The organism is Dysgonomonas termitidis (assembly GCF_054657735.1).
Map to the genome: position 1 here is coordinate 1,489,750 of NZ_BAAHYD010000002.1, position 18,665 is coordinate 1,508,414.

An 18,665-nucleotide genomic window follows, 5' to 3' on the forward strand; every position below is an offset into this window, starting at 1 on the left:
GAAGGAGATAGATACTCAGGTGTTTATCTCCTTTATGTTTTACGGAGCTAAGCGCTCGATCTTCCAGCCCCCGTCCGCCAATGTATATTGTATCCTGTCGTGCAGGCGGTTTTTGCGTCCCTGCCAAAATTCTATTAGATCTGGCTTAACGATGTATCCTCCCCAGTTTTCAGGGCGGCTTATCTCTTTTCCTGTGAAACGGGTTTCAAAATCTGCCATGAGTTGTTCCAGATATTGCCTGTCAGGTATTATCCGGCTTTGAGGCGAAGCCCATGCTCCGAGTTTACTTTTTGCAGGGCGTACATCGAAATACGAATCGGAATCTGCTTCCGGTATTTTTTTTGCAATACCTTCAATTCTCACCTGTCTTTCCAGTTCATGCCATACAAAGTTAAGGGCGCAATGGTTATTCTCCGTTATTTGGACAGCCTTCCTACTATCGTAATTGGTGAAGAATACAAACCCTTCCGGCTTTATCTGCTTTAGCAGAACAATGCGGGAAGATGGTTTGCCGTCACTGGTCGCTGTAGCCAGATTCATTGCGTTGGGTTCTAAGGTTTCGGCAGTTACGGCCTCATTGAACCACCGTTCGAACATGATAATGGGATCGGGTGTGACTTCACTTTCATCCAGCGTTTTTAGGGTAAAGTCTCTACGTATATTAAATAGATCAGTCATTTTATCAGTATTTATTGATCTTCAAAAATACTTAAAAGTTGACAAAGTTGACACTTTTTTCGGTTAACAGTCAATAGTCAATAGCATGTAACTCATTACTCGTAACTAAAAAGTAACAAAGGTAACAGGGAAAGCAATTAAGAATGAAGAATGAAAAATTAAGAATTAAGAACCAACGGTCAGCGGAGCTAATTTTTTTTCTTGCAGATTCTTATATCCTCTTTGTCATGTTGAACGAAGTGAAACATCTCCTAAATCGAAGGAGATCCTTCGTCCCTCAGGATGACAAGAGGGTAACAGCTAAAATTAAAATCAGAATTTAACAGTTCTGCCCCTTGAGGATTGAGGAGGCTCGATCAATACATAAAAGAACGCGGAAATCAAGTTTCCGCTATATAGATAAAATATTAGGGATAAGATAAAAAAAATCCCCACTGACATCTCGTCTGTGGGGACCTAAGATCAACTAAAAAAACTATCAATAGAAAAGTTATGCTAAACAAAGTATGTGCTTGTCCTTTTCTTTTTTCTTTTTGCAGTACCGGTTACATTGTTCACTGATACTGTATCCGAGTAATATGCCAAGTATAAAGTCCTCTTCCGGAGTCAGCAGGTTTAATGGTTTGTCGCCACAAATCCGGTTTGCCACATTCAGGCATTCATCTTTTCCGAAGAATACATTTATATTACCATTTCTTAACCGTTGTATTTTATAACTGATTCCGTTTTTCTCCAATTTCCAGATTACTTTTTCTTCCGTATCTGCGGTCAGGGTGCAGAGCATCAGGTCGCGGACACCTTTCTTATATTCATAAATGAGATGGTAGAAAACACGCATAAATCAGTCGGATTTTTAAATTACTTTTTTCAAATCTTCTGTCCAGAGCGCGATCCGTTGGTCAGTAAGGTTCGATTCGTTGTCATTGTCTATTAGCAGGCCTACAAACTGACCGTCAACTACAGCTTCCGAACTGTCGTATGTGTAACCTTCTGTACTTACCTGCCCGATAAATTTACAGCCTTTGCTTTTTATCGCATCATATATTTTGCCTACTGCATCACCGAAAGTGTCGCTGTATGATGAAGAATCTCCGCATCCGAAAAGGGCGACTTTCTTCCCGTTCAGATCGGCAGCTTTCACCTTGTCGAGATAGTATTCCCAGTCGTCTTGCAAATCTCCAAGACCTAATGTAGGTGATCCGAACAATAGGACATCATAAGCCGCGTAATTTGTATCAGCTTTGGATACATCGTGTAAATCAGCTTTGTCTACATTCAGTTTTTTTGCTATCTCTTCCGCAACTTCTTGAGTGTTTCCGGTTGTGGAACCGTAATATATTCCAATCTTAGACATATTGTAAATAAATTATAGTTATTAATTTCAATTTGACAATGCAAAGAAACAATATATATCGGACAGGGGCAATACCGAGAAATAATGAAAATTGCAGGCAAAACTACTTATTTATAAGTAGAAAGACGTTTCAGGACATTTGCTCAAAGGTATTCAAAATAAAAAAAGCAGACTGAATATTCAGCCTGCCCTCTTTATACCGTTTAAACTATGTTTTAAGCTTCTGCCTTAGGAAGTACAGAAACATAAGATCTATCGTTTTTCTTTTTACGGAATGATACTACTCCGTCTGTCAATGCAAACAAAGTGTGATCTTTTCCGATACCTACATTTTCACCAGGGTGATGTGTTGTACCTCTCTGGCGAACTATAATGTTTCCGGCTTTAACTGTTTCTCCGCCGAATGCTTTAACGCCTAATCGTTTACTTTCCGATTCACGGCCGTTTTTCGAACTACCTACACCTTTCTTGTGTGCCATTTTCTTCTGTTTTTACTGATTAAGCAATAATTTCTTTAACTACAACTTCTGAAAATTGTTGACGGTGACCGTTCAATTTACGGTGTCCTTTCCTTCTTTTCTTGTGGAATATAAGCACTTTGTCTCCTTTTGCCTGAGATATTACTTCTACTACCACTTTAGCGCCTTCTACGGTAGGAGCACCTACAGTTACAGCACCATCTTTGTCAACTAATAATACTTTTTCGAACTCTACTTTAGAGCCATTTTCTGCGTTGATTCTGTGAACGAACAATTTTTGATCTACTTCAACCTTCATTTGTTGTCCTTGAATGTCTACAATAACGTACATCTGTTTTTATATTTACAGGTTATGTGCCTGAGGCGAACCCGTTTACACGGATTTCTTGTTGGCCTATTGGCAATCGGGTGACAAAAGTAATAAAATATTATGGAATACTCAAATATTTTTTAAGCGATATTATTTCTTATAATCTATAATAGTCAATACTCCTTCTATTTCGTCCAGCATCGGTATATTTATATCGCCGCCAATTTCAGTAATGATAGCTTTAATCGCCTGTTTGTTTACTTTGGTTACTGTAGTTAATTTATTACCGGATATGATGTTTGTTCCCGGCATATTGCCCAGTATTCCGTCTACTATAAATATGCTGTCTCCTTTTGTGGTATATGCACTTTCTCTTTTTCTTGCATTCAAACCATTTTGCCGGTTTACAGCCAACGTGGATATAGCTCCCGAATTCGGATCATTTTCATTTACATCGAAAATCCTTTTTATTTCGAGTAACTCTGCATCCCGGATGAACATACTGTTTACTCTCTCATCTACAGTGGGGTCGTTTGATTTTAATACACGTTTTTCGTTGAGCCATTCGCCGTTTAATGGTGCAGGTGGCTTGGGTTCATAATCATCGCCGCATGAATAACTGCAAATACTGATGATAACAAGCAATGTAAGAAAGGTGATGTTTTTGTTCATCGCTCACAGATTTGTTTTGTAAAATGTTTATGCAAAGATATGTATTATTTTTTTTGGAATGAATTTATCATAGTTAAATGGTGTATTTATGTAATTGCAACGAGAATATTTTGCTTCAATCGTGTTTTGACAATGTGAGATAAAATATAAATAAAATGTGTTATATTTCTGTTTTATATTTTGAATTAAGAATAAAATGATATAAATTTGCCGGACTGTGGTAAAGTATAAAGCTAACAAAAAAAATAATTATAGATATATGTGTGGATTTGTAGGTGTATTCGATTTGACTCAAGATATAGATGTGCTTCGTGGGCAGGTGCTTCGCATGGCCAAGAAGATACGCCATCGGGGGCCTGACTGGTCTGGGGTATATTGTGGCAGTAAATCTGTTCTTGCCCATGAAAGGCTTTCCATTGTGGGAGTTGATTCGGGCAAGCAGCCTCTGTATAGTAAAGACAAAAAACTTGTATTGGCCGTTAATGGCGAGATATACAATCATAAAGAAATAAGAAGCCGGTATCCTGACTATGAGTTTCTTACTCATTCCGATTGTGAAGTTATCCTGGCTTTGTATAAAGATAAAGGAGCCGGTCTGTTTGAAGATCTGAATGGGATATTTGCATTTGCACTCTATGACGTTGAAAAAGATATTATATTGATCGGTCGCGACCATATGGGTATTATACCTTTATATATGGGCTATGACGATTACGGGCAATTCTATGTAGCCAGTGAGTTGAAGGCGCTGGAGGGTATTTGTCCGAATATTCAGGAATTTTTACCCGGTCATTATATCTTCAGTGAAGATGGAACGATGCTTAAACCCTGGTACAAGCGTGACTGGATGGAATACGAGAATGTGAAAGACAATAAGTCGGATGTCGAAGAATTGAGAACTGCTTTGGAAGCAGCGGTGCACCGCCAGTTGATGTCGGATGTGCCTTATGGGGTTTTGCTTTCGGGTGGCCTGGATTCGTCTGTTATATCGGCTGTGGCGAAGCGTTATGCTGCACGGCGTATAGAAGACGACAATAAGACGGAGGCGTGGTGGCCGCAACTTCATTCTTTTGCCGTAGGTTTGAAAGATGCTCCCGATTTGATTGCAGCCCGTAAGGTGGCGGAGTATATAGGCACGGTCCATCATGAGATTAATTTTACGGTGGAGGAAGCTATAGATGCATTGAGCGATGTGATTTATCATATCGAAACGTATGATGTGACAACTGTGCGGGCGTCCACTCCTATGTATTTATTAGCTCGTTTTATAAAGTCTATGGGTGTGAAAATGGTGCTGTCAGGTGAAGGCTCGGATGAGCTTTTCGGCGGTTATCTGTACTTCCATAAGGCGCCTGATGCAAGGGCATTTCATGAAGAAACAGTTCGTAAGCTGGACAGGCTTCATTTATATGATTGTTTGCGTGCAAACAAGTCGTTGGCAGCATGGGGGGTTGAAGGGCGTGTGCCGTTTTTGGATAAGGAATTTATGGATGTGGCTATGCGCCTGAACCCTCAGGATAAGATGTGCGGTAATGGTAAGATCGAAAAACATATACTCCGGAAAGCTTTCGAGGATTATCTGCCCGCGAGTGTAGCGTGGCGTCAAAAAGAGCAATTCTCGGATGGTGTAGGATATAACTGGATAGATACATTGCGTGAGGTTGCTGATAAAAAAGTAAGCGACCGTCAGATGGAGCATGCAGCAGAGCGTTTTCCTATCAACCCGCCAATGTCGAAAGAAGAATACTGGTATCGCACAATGTTTGAAGGGCATTTTCCATCGGCGTCAGCGGCTCATACAGTGCCGTCAGTGCCTTCGGTGGCCTGCAGTACGGCTGTGGCTCTGGAATGGGATGCTTCATTTAAGAACAGGGTGGACCCGTCCGGCCGTGCGGTAAAAGCGGTGCATGCCGAGGCGTATGATAAGTAATAGGGGTTAGCTTATTGCTTATGCGGGTGTATTGAAAGTGTTTTTTTCTCCTCATCTGTGTACTCCTCCTGCGGAAATTCTTTCAATATGCCCCGTGATGTGATAATCTGATAAACAAGGATAAGCCATACGGCAAGGCTTGGGATCGCTTTCAGTGAATATCTTTTAAATATATCGTCGTGTATGCTTTTCGGGAATATATGGGATGATGTTATCAGTGTCCAGAATAAGGTGAATACCAGTAGTCCGGTTATCCATTTGTTCTTCGGGTACTTTTGCAGGCTGTACCAAAAGGCCAGGGCCGTCATGGCAATAATGTATGTTTCTTTTTCGGAACCGGTGCTGAAAAGGACAATGAAGAATAAGGCGGATGCAAGGATGCCGAATTGGTAAGCCAGATCGTCGTAGCATCTGACTTTTATATATTGAAGTCCGAATAATACAAGTCCCGGCACGATTATATAAAATGCCGGTGCATCCAGTATATTGAAGCATCTTCTGATGAGTCCGATGGCAGAGATGTCCTGTGAAAAGTTAGTTATATTAATAACGTTTTTAGCAGATAAGGTCTGGAACCAATCTCCATAACTCTGTATGACGAATTCGGGAGAAGAGATCAGCATTGGCAGGGTGAAGAATATGGCTGCCCATATACCCATGTATAGCGTAAGTTTTCCTTTGTGTTTTGAGAAAAAGAACAAGCTTAATCCCACTATGCCATATAGTTTTATAAAAGTGCCGAGCATAATGAGGCATGCGGCCCAGAAATCTTTCTCTTTCCGTATACAGATGAAGCTGCCGATAACCAATGCGGCAATCAGGCCGTTTGTTTGGCTATTCATTACGCAGGTATAGAGATCCACTCCTATTATGTAAAAAAACAGGTATTTCCTTTTCCAGGCAATCGGCAGATAATAAACGGCAAAAAACAGGGTAAGGCTCATGGCTACATCCCAGAGTAATATTCCGAGCCTGTCGGGTAGGAGAGCAAATGGTGCAACAATAAAGGTGAAGACCGGGCCATAATAAAACTTATCATGATGTTCGGCCGGATAAGGCGCGTACAGGTTGATCTGTTCAAGGGCATGATAGAATGAGCCACTGAATATTTTATAATTATTATGAATACGACTGGCTTTGAGTGCGCCAATCACAGGGATGAGGGTCCATACGAAGAGGAGGAATCTCTTATCAGAAAATACAGGTTTTCTGAAAAAATTAACAATCGGGCTCATTTTCTATCTCTTATTATCCAATAATTAAAGTGATAGCCCTGTGCTTTGAAAAAGGTGCATGCTATACGCTTTTTTTGAGTTATTATTTCTAAAATCTAATATTCCGGATTCTAGAGTTTGCAAAGATGCGTATTTTATGTGGGATAGGAAATTTTTTATTAACATTTTAGGGAAAACCTATGAAAATTGAGAGCTATAACTATTAGTTGTTTTTTTATATAAATTAACTATACAATGTTAAAACCTGACACTTCTGACACATTTTTGCTATTTTTTCACCTGTCATTTTCGTATTAATTAACTGTATGCTTTTAAAAGGTAACACTTATTTCAGTAAACAGTAGTCAGTAATCAGTAAACCAACTTGTAACTCGTAACTGCCCTAGGGCGCAGTAACTTGTAACTCTTAAAAAAGGTAACAGTATTTACAGTCATCAGTAAACAGTCATCAGTCAACAACTCGTAAGATGTAAAACTTTGCGCCTTTGCGTGAAACAAAATAGAGTATCTTGTAACCCCTAACTGTTAAAAAGTAACAAAGGTAACAGATATGTCAGTAAACAGTCAACATAGCAGTCATTAGTCTACAGCTCGTGACTCGTCGTATCTCGTCTACTTGTATCTCGTGTCTCTTTTACTCGTAACTGCTTTAATCAATACTTCAAAGAACTATCTGCTGACAGCTAAAGGCTATCAGTTCTAATTATATAGATAAATTTTTTTCCATTACTTAATATGGTGTTCAAAAGAAATATTTTGCTCAAATAAATAGAAAAAAGATAGATTAAAGGTGTCGAATCTGTAAAAGGTGTGACATTTGTAAATCATTTAGTCTTGCGTTCTGACTTTATGTTTGTTGTTTTGAAAATTTACAAGTCAAAAAGATTTTTTATTTTATTAAAAATGAAAAAATGATACAAATTTCTTGTGAAATCGAATAATTTGTACGAAATTTGCGTCTTGAAAATAGGAATAATATAATACGTAAAAAATAGGTAGGGGTAGAGGATGAAGAAATTGAAATTTACTAAAATGCATGGCGCCGGAAACGACTATATTTATATGAATGGATTCACTCAGAAAATAGAGAATCCTTCTGAGCTGGCAGTCCGTCTGAGTGACCGTCATTTTGGTGTCGGCTCCGACGGCTTGGTGTTGATATTACCCTCGGATACCTGTGATTTTAGAATGCAGATGTTTAATTCCGATGGTTCGGAAGCCGAAATGTGTGGTAATGCTTCGCGCTGTGTGGGCAAATATGTGTATGATAACGGGCTGACCGATAAAAAAGAAATAACACTGGAGACAAAAGCCGGTATAAAATATATCACATTGAAGGAAGGTAATGCAGTTGCGCGAAAGGTGACAGTGGATATGGGAGAGCCGATACTTGCACCTACCCTGATTCCGGTACAGATTGCGGAAGAGCCCGTATTGGATTATCCTTTGGATATAGACGGCAGGATATGGAAGATATCGTGTGTGTCTATGGGAAATCCGCACGCTGTAGTGTTTATGAAGGGGATCAAAGATTTGGATCTGCCTGTTTTAGGCCCTAAGTTTGAGACCCATTCTGTCTTTCCTCGCAAAACCAATACCGAGTTTATCGAAGTGGTAGACCGCAATACCTTAAATATGCGTGTGTGGGAACGCGGGGCAGGGGAGACTCTGGCTTGCGGGACAGGGGCTTGTGCCGCTGCCGTGGCTGCCGTGCTGAATAATCATTGCGACAGGGAGATCACGATACATTTGCTGGGAGGCGACCTCAAGATAGAGTGGAGTGTCTTTAATAACCATGTGTATATGACAGGTGAAGCTGTTACTGTGTTCGAAGGCGAACTGGTAAATTAGCAGATTTGAATATTAGTAAATTAGAATATTAGCAAATTAGAAAATGAATATAAATACTGGTTACTTATTTATTTGCCGATCATACGGCTCGTAATTCGTAACTCGTAACTCGTAACTAAAAATGATATTAATAAACGAAAATTATACAAAGCTCCCGGGAAGCTACCTGTTCTCGGATATAGCACGCAAAGTAAACGAATTCAAAACTGCACATCCCGGCGCGACCATCATCCGCCTGGGTATCGGAGATGTGACAAAACCGCTTCCGCAGGCCTCTATCGAGGCTATGCATAAAGCTGTGGATGAGATGGCTGATGCGGCTACGTTCAGGGGGTACGGACCGGAGCAGGGTTATGATTTCCTTGTAAATACAATTGTTGAAAACGATTATAAAGCGCGCGGACTGGATATCTCGGCAGATGAAGTATTCGTCAGTGACGGTTCTAAAAGCGATACTGGGAACATCGGAGATATTCTCGGCCTGGATAATATTGTCGCCATTACAGATCCTGTATATCCGGTTTATGTGGATACCAATGTGATGGCTGGTCGTGCGGGCGATTTGAACGAGAACGGCAAATGGAGTAAGATTATATACCTTCCATGTATTGCGGAGAATGATTTTGTACCTTCACTGCCTGCCGGAAAAGTGGATATAATCTATTTATGCTATCCGAATAATCCGACAGGAACGACTTTGACAAAAGAGCAATTGAAGATATGGGTAGATTATGCATTGAAAAACAAGGTGCTTATTCTTTTCGATAGCGCTTATGAAGCATATATAACCGAAAGCGATGTACCTCACAGCATATACGAAATTGAAGGAGCAAAGGAAGTAGCTATTGAATTCCGGAGTTTTTCCAAAACTGCAGGATTTACCGGTACACGTTGCGCATATACCGTGGTGCCTAAAGCGCTGGTGGGATATACCGGATCGGGAGAAAAAGTATCATTGAATAAATTATGGAACAGACGGCATACGACAAAATTTAACGGTGTGCCATATATTATACAACGTGCCGCTGAAGCCTGTTATTCCGTCGAAGGTAAAAAGCAGGTAAAAGAAACTATCGATTATTACCTGAATAATGCTAAGATCATACGTGAAGGGCTTAGTACGCAAGGGCTGAAAGTCTATGGCGGAGTGAATTCCCCATACATTTGGGTGAAAACTCCTGATGGTATGACTTCGTGGGGATTTTTCGATTATCTGCTCAATGAACTGAATGTGGTAGGGACTCCCGGTGTCGGTTTCGGGCCGAGTGGCGAAGGGTATCTGCGACTGACGGCATTCGGCACGCTGGAGAATACAAAAGAGGCGGTGAGTCGTCTCAGAAAGATATCTATTTAATAAAAAGATTCTGTATTTTATTGGTGTACAAAATATTGAAACATAAAATTTTGAAATAAAATCTATATAACTCAATAAAAACAAGTTTATGACAAAGTTACGTTTTAGAGCAGTAGCGATGGCCTCGGAAAGAAAACCGGTAGAGGTGCGAAAACCGGAAAAGAAGACATCGGAATATTATGGAGAGAAAGTATTCAACCGGAAAGCTATGACTAAATATCTTTCGAAGGAAACTTTCAAAGCACTGAATAATGCTATCGATAAAGGAGGGTCTGTGAATCGTAATCTTGCTGAGCACGTAGCTGCAGGTATGCGTATGTGGGCTTTGGAAAACGGTGTGACTCATTATACACACTGGTTTCATCCATTGACAGACGGAACTGCCGAAAAACACGACGCATTTGTAGAACATGACGGCCAGGGCGGTCTGATAGAAGAATTTGAAGGAAAGCTTCTGGCGCAACAGGAGCCGGATGCATCCAGTTTCCCGTCGGGAGGTCTTCGCAATACATTTGAGGCCCGCGGATATTCGGCCTGGGACCCGTCTTCCCCTGCATTCATTGTTGGTAATACGCTGTGTATCCCTACTATATTCATCTCTTACACAGGCGAGGCGCTGGACTATAAGACTCCATTGCTGAAAGCTCTGGCTGCCGTAGATAAGGCTGCGACTGAAGTCGTTCACTATTTTAATAAGGATGTAAAGAAAATACAATCCAATCTGGGTTGGGAACAGGAGTACTTCCTTGTAGATGAAGACCTTTTCATGGCTCGTCCCGACCTGGCTTTAACAGGGAGGACGCTGATGAGCCACGAGAGTGCAAAGAATCAACAGTTGGAAGATCACTATTTCGGTTCTATACCTGAACGTGTACAACGCTTTATGGAAGAACTGGAGTATGAAGCATATGCTTTGGGTATTCCGGTGAAGACCCGCCACAATGAGGTTGCGCCGAATCAGTTCGAGCTGGCCCCTATATATGAAGAGTGTAATCTGGCTGTAGACCATAACCTGCTGGTGATGTCTGTGATGGATAAAGTAGCACGTAAACACTCATTCCGTATATTATTCCACGAAAAACCGTTCAAGGGAATCAATGGTTCGGGTAAACATAATAACTGGTCGCTAAGTACCGATACAGGTATCAACCTGCTGTCTCCGGGTAAAGATCAGGTAGAAAACCTGCGCTTCATTACTTTTGTGGCAAATATTCTTGCGGCAGTGCATAAGAATAACGGATTGCTGAAAGCATCTATTTCTTCTGCTACAAATGCTCACCGTTTAGGTGCGAACGAAGCGCCTCCGGCTATCATATCCGTTTTCCTCGGCTCTCAGGTAAGTGATATACTCGATAAGTTTGAGAAGAGTGCGGTGAAAGACGCGATTGTAGTCGACAGTAAGAAGCAGATCAGCCTTGGTGTGGGGCAGATTCCTGAAATTCTTCTCGATAATACCGATCGCAACCGTACATCTCCGTTTGCCTTTACTGGTAACCGTTTCGAATTCCGTGCGGTGGGTTCTTCTGCAAACTGTGCTTCTGCTATGACTGCACTGAATGCATCTGTTGCCGAGCAACTCCGGTTGTTTAAAGAAGAAGTGGATGGCTTGATAGCTAAGGGTAAATCGAAGGAGGAAGCTTTATATGAAGTGTTGAAAAAATACATCAAGGAATCTCGTCCTATCCGTTTCAACGGTAATGGCTACAGCGATGAATGGAAGGCTGAAGCCAAGAAGCGCAAACTGGATTGCGAAACCAGCGTTCCTGTGATTTATGACGCATACACATCGAAACAAAGTATCAAAACATTTACAGGTATCCTTTCCGAAGTGGAATTACATGCACGTAACGAAGTGAAGTGGGAAACCTATACCAAAAAGATACAGATAGAATCTCGCGTACTTGGAGATCTGGCTCTGAATCATATTATTCCTGTGGCAATCTCCTACCAGTCCATCCTGCTTACAAACGTATCGAAACTGAAAGAAGTGTCGGACGACTATAAAACACTGGGCGCAGAGCAATTGCGGCTGATAGAGAAAGTTTCTACTCATGTGAACGCGATAAATGCTAAGGTGCACGAGATGATAGATGCACGTAAGATAGCCAATAATATCGAGAGCGAACGCGAAAAAGCCGTAGCTTATCACGATAATGTAGCGCCTTATCTGGATGAAATCCGTTATCATGTAGATAAACTGGAATTGATTGTGGATAATGAAATGTGGCCGTTGGCTAAATACAGGGAATTACTTTTTATACGTTAATCGCTTTTATTTATAATGAAAAATCCCGGCTTCGTAAGAGGTCGGGATTCTTTTTGTTTGTATCCGCCCTGTTTTTTATCCGCACCGCTGTTATATCGCCCAATACGGGTTTATGGTATTTCTTGCCGTCTCCTTCATTTTTTTTCGGGTTTCTACCGCTCCTGCTGCCTAATACTATTGCCCGGGAGGTATCCTGACAGAAATTATTTCATGATTCTTATATTTTTAATAGAGAGTGATATGTCAAAAGTATTAATTAACGATTATATTCTCAGGTAGCCGGTATAAAAATAATTTTAAATAGATTTTTGTTAAATAAAATAGGTTAAATCTATTTTTTTTACGTAAAAAATCATTTTTTCGAACAAAAGGAGATTTTATGTCTTGAAAATTTGTATATTTGTCATCTGTCTTAGTTTGGGGCGGAAATCGGAATTTCTATCAATTATATATCAACTAATAACTATGCAGGATTTAAAATCAGCAGTACAGCACGGATTATATGACCCGGCCTATGAGCATGACGCATGTGGGGTAGGGATGGTGCTTCATATGAAGGGTGCTAAATCCCATGCCATCGTTGAGAATGGTCTCCGTGTATTGGAGAACATGACTCACCGTGGGGCAGAAAATGCAGACAACAAAACCGGAGACGGGGCCGGTATTATGTTGCAGATACCACACGAGTTTATACTACTACAAGGGATTCCCGTTCCCGAAAAAGGACATTATGGGACAGGACTCGTCTTTTTACCTAAAGGTGAAAAAGAAATGGAGTCATGCATGATTACCCTGACACAATATATAGATAAGGAAGGTTTAAAGCTTCTGGCAGTACGTGATGTACCTGTCAATAGCGATATATTGGGTGAAATGGCTCTTTCGAATGAACCGAATATAAAACAAATATTTGTGGTTGGAGAAGAGGGGATGTCTCAGGATGAACTGGAACACCGGCTCTATATTCTTCGCAAGAAGATTGAAAAGGAGATATTCAGTTCAAAGGTTTTCTCTTTAGATACAAAAAGGGCGTTTTATATTGTCAGCCTGTCCACAAAGCGTATCATATATAAGGGTATGTTGTCGTCGGAGCAGCTCCGCCATTACTTCCCCGATTTACTGAACCCGCATCTGACAAGTGCTATTGCTCTGGTACACTCGCGATTCAGTACTAATACATTTCCCACATGGGATTTGGCACACCCTTTCAGAATGGTAGCCCATAACGGGGAAATTAATACAATCAAGGGCAACCGCCTGTGGATGGAAGCCCGCGAAAGTGTGTTGAAATCGGAATTATTAGGTAATATCAGTGATTTGTGGCCGATTGTACAGCCGCATATGAGTGATAGTGCTTCATTCGATAATGTGCTCGAATTCCTTGTGATGTCCGGTAAATCGCTTCCGCATGCTATGGCAATGATGGTACCTGAATCGTGGAACGATAAGAATCCTATTTCGAACGATCTGAAAGCCTTCTATGAGTATCACAGTATATTTATGGAGCCGTGGGATGGTCCCGCTACATTGCTGTTTTCTGACGGACGATATGCAGGAGGATTGCTCGACCGCAACGGCTTACGTCCTGCGCGCTACCTGATGACTCACAGTGGTATTATGGTAGTGGCTTCAGAGATGGGAGTACTTCCGTTCGAACCATCTGAAATAAAGGAAAAGGGGCGTCTTCGTCCAGGTAAGATGCTGATGGTGGATACCGAAGAGGGTACTATACAATATGATGCCGAGCTAAAAGAAAAACTGGCAAAAGCATATCCTTATCGCGATTGGTTGGCAAAAAATCGTATCTCACTCGATGATATTTCTTCGGGTAGGACTCCTAAATATAATGTGGAAGACTACACCAAGATGCTGAAAGTATTCGGCTATTATAAAGAAGATATTGAAAAGATACTGACACCTATGGCAGCGGAAGGGAAAGAACCTACTGCCTCGATGGGTAACGATGCGCCTGTGGCTGTTTTGTCGAACAAGCCGCAACGCTTGTTTACATACTTCCGTCAGTTATTTGCGCAGGTAACAAATCCGCCTATCGACCCGATCCGTGAAGAGTTGGTAATGTCACTGGCCGGATATATCGGTTCGCTTCACAAGAATATACTGGAGCCGATGCCGGAGCATACCAAGATGGTCGGATTGTCAAATCCTTTCCTTTCCAACAGGGAGCTGGACTTGTTGATTCACCTGCAATACAAAGGCTTTAAGTGTGAAGTGTTGTCGATACTTTTCGATCCTAAGCAAGGTGGCACAGGTTTGGAAAAAGCCATAGACGAACTATGTAAAAAAGCAGAAAAGGCCGTTGATAACGGTAATAATTATATCATTCTCAGCGATAGGGGCGTTAACCCTGATAATGCCGCTATCCCGTGTCTGCTGGCCGTGTCTGCCGTACATCATTATCTGGTGGAACGCCGCAAGCGTATGCAGATAGACATTGTTGTGGAATCTGCCGAACCGCGCGAGGTGATGCATTTCGCATTGCTGTTCGGTTACGGGGCAAATGCTGTGAATCCGTATCTGGCACTGGCTGTCATTGAAGAACTGGTGAAGAAAGGGGATATACATCTCGATTTTCATACAGCCATGAAGAATTATGTGAAGGCCATCAACAAAGGTTTGCTGAAAACCATGTCTAAGATGGGTATTTCAACATTGAAAAGCTATATCGGAGCGCAGATATTCGAAGCTGTTGGTATCAGTTCGGCAGTTATAGATAAATACTTCAAAGGAACAACATCCAAAATAGAAGGTGTCGATTTGAATGATATTGCCAGCGATACGATAGAAGCTTATTACGAAGCTTTCGAGGAAGATTTTGCAGATCCTTCATTGGTGAGTCAGGGTATATATGCATGGCGCCGCAATGGTGAGTATCATGCATGGAATCCCGAAACGATAATGAATCTCCAGATGTCGACACGTCTGGGCAGCTATAAGAAATTCAGGGAATATACAGATCTGATAGACAAGAAGCCGGAAAAGATTTTCCTGCGTGATTTCCTTGATTTCGATCTGGCAAAGAAGCCTGTCGATATTTCTGAGGTGGAACCTGTGTCGGCTATTACCAAGCGTTTTGTAACAGGAGCCATGTCGTTCGGTTCTATCAGTCGCGAAGCGCATGAAGCTATGGCTGTGGCAATGAATGCTATCGGAGGTAAAAGCAATACCGGAGAGGGTGGTGAATTGCCCGAACGTTTTGCGACCAATGCGCGTTCAGCTATCAAGCAGGTGGCATCCGGCCGTTTCGGTGTAACTACCGAATATCTGGTTAATGCGGACGAACTCCAGATCAAGATAGCACAGGGTGCAAAGCCAGGTGAGGGAGGACAACTTCCGGGCTTCAAAGTAGATCAGATTATAGCTAAGACCCGGCATTCGATTCCGGGTATCTCGCTGATATCACCGCCACCGCACCACGATATATATTCTATCGAAGATTTGGCGCAGTTGATTTTCGACCTGAAAAGCGTAAATCCGGCCGCACAGATAAGTGTGAAGCTGGTATCTGAAAGCGGGGTGGGAACTGTTGCCGCCGGAGTGGCGAAAGCAAAAGCCGACCGCATAGTCATCAGTGGTTGCGAAGGAGGTACAGGCGCAAGTCCTGCCAGTTCGATCAAGCATGCCGGGCTTCCGCTGGAAATCGGTTTGGCTGAGGTACAACAGACTTTGGTGCTGAATAATCTGCGCGGACAGGTGTATTTGCAAACAGACGGTCAGTTAAAGACCGGGCATGATATTATAGTAGCTGCGATGCTTGGGGCGGAAGAATTCGGCTTTGCAACCAGTGCGCTGATCGTATTGGGATGTATTATGATGCGCAAGTGTCACCTGAATACCTGCCCTGTAGGTGTGGCTACACAGAATGAAGAGTTACGGAAGAAGTTTATCGGCCGTAGTGAATATCTGGTTAACTACTTCAATTTCCTTGCCGAAGAAGTACGTGAGCATCTGGCATCATTAGGAGTGAAGACGTTGGATGAGATCGTAGGCCGTGCCGATTTACTTAAGTATGTTAAGAGCCATGATAGTAAGAAGGTGGCGAAGCTGGATTTGTCCCGCCTGATCTATTTCCCTGTTGAAGCGAAGGAGAATGCCATACATAGAGTTAAAGGACAGGAACATAAGCTGGACGATGTACTCGACCGTAAGTTGATCACTACGTCTCGTCTGGCTATCGATAAGGCTATGCCTGTCGTTATTACCCATACAATACGGAATACGAATCGTACTGTAGGAGCTATGCTTTCGGGTGAAATAGCGAAGAAATACGGTAATGCCGGACTTCCTGCGGATACTATCCAATGTACATTCCAGGGGGCAGCCGGACAGAGCTTCGGTGCATTTCTTTCTCATGGCGTGACATTCAAGCTGGAAGGCGACGCCAATGACTATGTGGGCAAAGGCTTGTCGGGAGGTAAGATCATCATTGTACCACCTGCGGTATCTACTTTCAAACCGGAAGAAAATATTATTGCCGGTAATACCTTATTATATGGTGCTACTTCCGGCGAAATATATATCAACGGACGGGTAGGGGAGCGCTTTTGTGTACGCAATAGCGGTGCAACTGCTGTTGTGGAAGGAGCCGGAGACCACTGTTGCGAATATATGACGGGTGGCCGTACTGTAGTGCTTGGAAAGACAGGACGTAATTTCGCGGCGGGTATGAGCGGCGGGGTTGCTTATGTATATAACATAGACGGCGACTTCGACTATTATTGTAATATGCAGATGGTTGAACTTACATTGATAGAAGATACTTACGATAGTAAGGAACTTCGTCAGTTGATCACCAATCATTATGAATATACAAACAGCCCTCTGGCAAAACATATTCTCGATAACTGGAATACAGAGGTAGAGAAATTCATGAAAGTAACCCCTATTGAATACAAGAAAGTATTACAGGATGAGAAACTGGAAGCTATAAAGAAAAAGATAGCACAAGTAGAATTCGATTACTAAAACAATGTGCTAATGTGCCAATTTGCCAATGAGCAAATTTATAAATGAAAAGACTATTATATCCTTGTTCCATTAGCATATTGGCATATTAGATAATTAGCATATTAAAAGCATGGGAAATCCAAAAGCATTTTTAACAGTAAAAAGAAAAGACGCAGGATACCGTCCGGCACAGGAGCGTATCCTCGATTTTGGTGAAGTAGAACAGACCCTGAATACAGAAGACCGCCGCGAACAGGCATCACGCTGCATGGACTGTGGTATCCCGTTTTGTCATTGGGGATGCCCGCTAAGCAATAAGATGCCCGAATGGCAGGAATATATATATAAAGGAAACTGGAAACTGGCTGCGGAAGTCTTGATGCAGACCAATGACTTTCCTGAGTTTACAGGACGTATTTGTCCCGCACCTTGTGAAAAGTCATGTGTACTGTCGATACATCGTGCTCCTGTAACTATCCGTGAGAATGAAGCGTCTGCATTGGAACACGCTTTCAATGAAGGTTTTATTCAGCCTAAAGTGCCTGTACACCGTACCGGAAAGAAAGTGGCCGTGATAGGTTCGGGGCCATCAGGACTGGCTGTAGCTAATCAACTGAACCAAAAAGGGCATGATGTGACTGTTTATGAGAAAAATTCCAACATAGGAGGCTTACTCCGTTTCGGTATTCCTGATTTCAAGCTGAATAAGAATATCATCGATCGCCGCTTGAAGCTGATGGAAGCCGAGGGTGTGAAGTTTGTAGTAAATACTGAAATAGGTAATGATATAAAAGGCAAAGATATCCTGAAAGAATATGATGCTGTCTGTGTCGCTATCGGCTCACAGGTACCCCGTAACCTCCCGGTTGAAGGACGTGAACTGAAAGGCGTCTATTACGCTATGGAATATCTCACGGCTCAGAATAAGATGATTGCAAAGGAAGAGATTCCGGCAGACCAGATTATAGATGCCAAAGGTAAGAATGTTCTTGTCATCGGTGGCGGAGATACAGGTTCGGACTGTATCGGTACGGCTAACCGTCAGGGAGCAGCCAATATATTGCAGATAGAGATTCTGCCGAAGCCGGCCAAGCTGGAGGATATAGAAAATCCCTGGCCTAATCCGTTTCCTGTCGTTCTTAAGACATCATCATCCCATCTCGAAGGCTGTGAGCGCCGCTGGTCGCTGAATACGAAGCGGTTCATCGGTGAAGACGGCAAACTGACAGCCGTTGAACTGGTTGAGATAGCCTGGGAAAAGGACGAGAACGGCAAACATGTTATGAAAGAAGTCGGCGAACCCGAAATCCTCAAAATGGACCTTGTATTCCTTGCTCTCGGTTTCGTTCATCCTATACAGGAAGGCCTGTTGAAAGAACTTGGAATAAAGACCGATGATATCCGCCATAATGTTGCCACGGATGCCAAACGGGCTACAAATGTGGCAAAAGTATTCGGTGCAGGCGACTGTGTGAGCGGGCAATCTTTAGTAGTAACCAGTATCGCATCGGGACGGAAAACAGCTCAGCATATAGACGAATATTTAAGCAAATGAATGTTATTTTTAGTTA

The 18,665-nt window shown here is 42.2% G+C and carries 13 protein-coding genes; 6 read left to right on the forward strand and 7 right to left on the reverse strand.

Annotated elements, in window-relative coordinates:
- Positions 1-39 precede the first annotated feature (39 nt).
- From pdxH to ACYQ3L_RS10200, 6 genes are all read right to left on the reverse strand, one after another.
- Entirely contained in the window at positions 40-678 is a 639-nt protein-coding gene (gene pdxH / locus ACYQ3L_RS10175) for a pyridoxamine 5'-phosphate oxidase (protein WP_379995617.1), read from the reverse strand.
- 490 nt (positions 679-1,168) lie between these two features.
- Positions 1,169-1,516, reverse strand: coding sequence for a DUF2023 family protein (locus ACYQ3L_RS10180; protein ID WP_379995615.1), 348 nt, complete (start codon positions 1,514-1,516; stop codon positions 1,169-1,171).
- Between the two features lie 15 nt (positions 1,517-1,531).
- Positions 1,532-2,032, reverse strand: a complete 501-nt coding sequence (locus ACYQ3L_RS10185; RefSeq protein ID WP_379995613.1) for a flavodoxin — start codon at positions 2,030-2,032, stop codon at positions 1,532-1,534.
- A gap of 215 nt (positions 2,033-2,247) precedes the next feature.
- Positions 2,248-2,511, reverse strand: a complete 264-nt coding sequence (gene rpmA / locus ACYQ3L_RS10190; RefSeq protein ID WP_379995611.1) for a 50S ribosomal protein L27 — start codon at positions 2,509-2,511, stop codon at positions 2,248-2,250.
- Between the two features lie 19 nt (positions 2,512-2,530).
- The gene (gene rplU / locus ACYQ3L_RS10195) at positions 2,531-2,842 is read right to left on the reverse strand and encodes a 50S ribosomal protein L21 (protein WP_379995609.1); all 312 of its coding nucleotides are present in this window, start codon (positions 2,840-2,842) and stop codon (positions 2,531-2,533) included.
- 129 nt (positions 2,843-2,971) lie between these two features.
- Entirely contained in the window at positions 2,972-3,493 is a 522-nt protein-coding gene (locus ACYQ3L_RS10200; protein ID WP_379995607.1) for a hypothetical protein, read from the reverse strand.
- Between the two features lie 259 nt (positions 3,494-3,752).
- On the opposite strand from ACYQ3L_RS10200, the gene asnB reads away from it, so the two are divergent.
- The gene (asnB, locus tag ACYQ3L_RS10205) at positions 3,753-5,423 is read left to right on the forward strand and encodes an asparagine synthase B (protein ID WP_379995911.1); all 1,671 of its coding nucleotides are present in this window, start codon (positions 3,753-3,755) and stop codon (positions 5,421-5,423) included.
- 11 nt (positions 5,424-5,434) lie between these two features.
- Here the strand turns inward: asnB and ACYQ3L_RS10210 are convergent, their stop codons facing one another.
- Positions 5,435-6,658: a glycosyltransferase family 87 protein gene (locus ACYQ3L_RS10210; RefSeq protein ID WP_379995604.1), complete on the reverse strand. Its 1,224-nt coding sequence runs from the start codon at positions 6,656-6,658 to the stop codon at positions 5,435-5,437.
- Positions 6,659-7,666: 1,008 nt separating this feature from the next.
- Here ACYQ3L_RS10210 and dapF point away from each other — a divergent pair.
- The 5 genes from dapF (at position 7,667) to ACYQ3L_RS10235 (ending at position 18,649) form a co-directional block, all read left to right on the forward strand.
- On the forward strand, positions 7,667-8,509 hold the full coding sequence (gene dapF, locus ACYQ3L_RS10215) for a diaminopimelate epimerase (RefSeq protein ID WP_379995602.1): 843 nt from the start codon (positions 7,667-7,669) through the stop codon (positions 8,507-8,509).
- Positions 8,510-8,630: 121 nt separating this feature from the next.
- Complete coding sequence (locus ACYQ3L_RS10220; RefSeq protein ID WP_379995599.1) at positions 8,631-9,863, forward strand: LL-diaminopimelate aminotransferase; 1,233 nt, start codon at positions 8,631-8,633, stop codon at positions 9,861-9,863.
- Between the two features lie 88 nt (positions 9,864-9,951).
- Complete coding sequence (locus ACYQ3L_RS10225; RefSeq protein WP_379995597.1) at positions 9,952-12,129, forward strand: glutamine synthetase III family protein; 2,178 nt, start codon at positions 9,952-9,954, stop codon at positions 12,127-12,129.
- A 465-nt stretch (positions 12,130-12,594) separates the two neighbouring features.
- Positions 12,595-17,112: a glutamate synthase large subunit gene (gene gltB, locus ACYQ3L_RS10230; protein ID WP_379995595.1), complete on the forward strand. Its 4,518-nt coding sequence runs from the start codon at positions 12,595-12,597 to the stop codon at positions 17,110-17,112.
- Positions 17,113-17,224: 112 nt separating this feature from the next.
- Positions 17,225-18,649 (forward strand): glutamate synthase subunit beta, encoded by a 1,425-nt coding sequence (locus tag ACYQ3L_RS10235; protein ID WP_379995593.1) that lies wholly within the window; start codon positions 17,225-17,227, stop codon positions 18,647-18,649.
- Positions 18,650-18,665 lie beyond the last annotated feature (16 nt).

Coding starts and splice junctions, on each gene's coding strand:
- pdxH (WP_379995617.1), bottom strand. CDS start 678: ATGACTGATCTATTTAATATACGTAGAGACTTTACCCTAAAAACGCTG.
- ACYQ3L_RS10180 (WP_379995615.1), bottom strand. CDS start 1,516: ATGCGTGTTTTCTACCATCTCATTTATGAATATAAGAAAGGTGTCCGC.
- ACYQ3L_RS10185 (WP_379995613.1), bottom strand. CDS start 2,032: ATGTCTAAGATTGGAATATATTACGGTTCCACAACCGGAAACACTCAA.
- rpmA (WP_379995611.1), bottom strand. CDS start 2,511: ATGGCACACAAGAAAGGTGTAGGTAGTTCGAAAAACGGCCGTGAATCG.
- rplU (WP_379995609.1), bottom strand. CDS start 2,842: ATGTACGTTATTGTAGACATTCAAGGACAACAAATGAAGGTTGAAGTA.
- ACYQ3L_RS10200 (WP_379995607.1), bottom strand. CDS start 3,493: ATGAACAAAAACATCACCTTTCTTACATTGCTTGTTATCATCAGTATT.
- asnB (WP_379995911.1), top strand. CDS start 3,753: ATGTGTGGATTTGTAGGTGTATTCGATTTGACTCAAGATATAGATGTG.
- ACYQ3L_RS10210 (WP_379995604.1), bottom strand. CDS start 6,658: ATGAGCCCGATTGTTAATTTTTTCAGAAAACCTGTATTTTCTGATAAG.
- dapF (WP_379995602.1), top strand. CDS start 7,667: ATGAAGAAATTGAAATTTACTAAAATGCATGGCGCCGGAAACGACTAT.
- ACYQ3L_RS10220 (WP_379995599.1), top strand. CDS start 8,631: ATGATATTAATAAACGAAAATTATACAAAGCTCCCGGGAAGCTACCTG.
- ACYQ3L_RS10225 (WP_379995597.1), top strand. CDS start 9,952: ATGACAAAGTTACGTTTTAGAGCAGTAGCGATGGCCTCGGAAAGAAAA.
- gltB (WP_379995595.1), top strand. CDS start 12,595: ATGCAGGATTTAAAATCAGCAGTACAGCACGGATTATATGACCCGGCC.
- ACYQ3L_RS10235 (WP_379995593.1), top strand. CDS start 17,225: ATGGGAAATCCAAAAGCATTTTTAACAGTAAAAAGAAAAGACGCAGGA.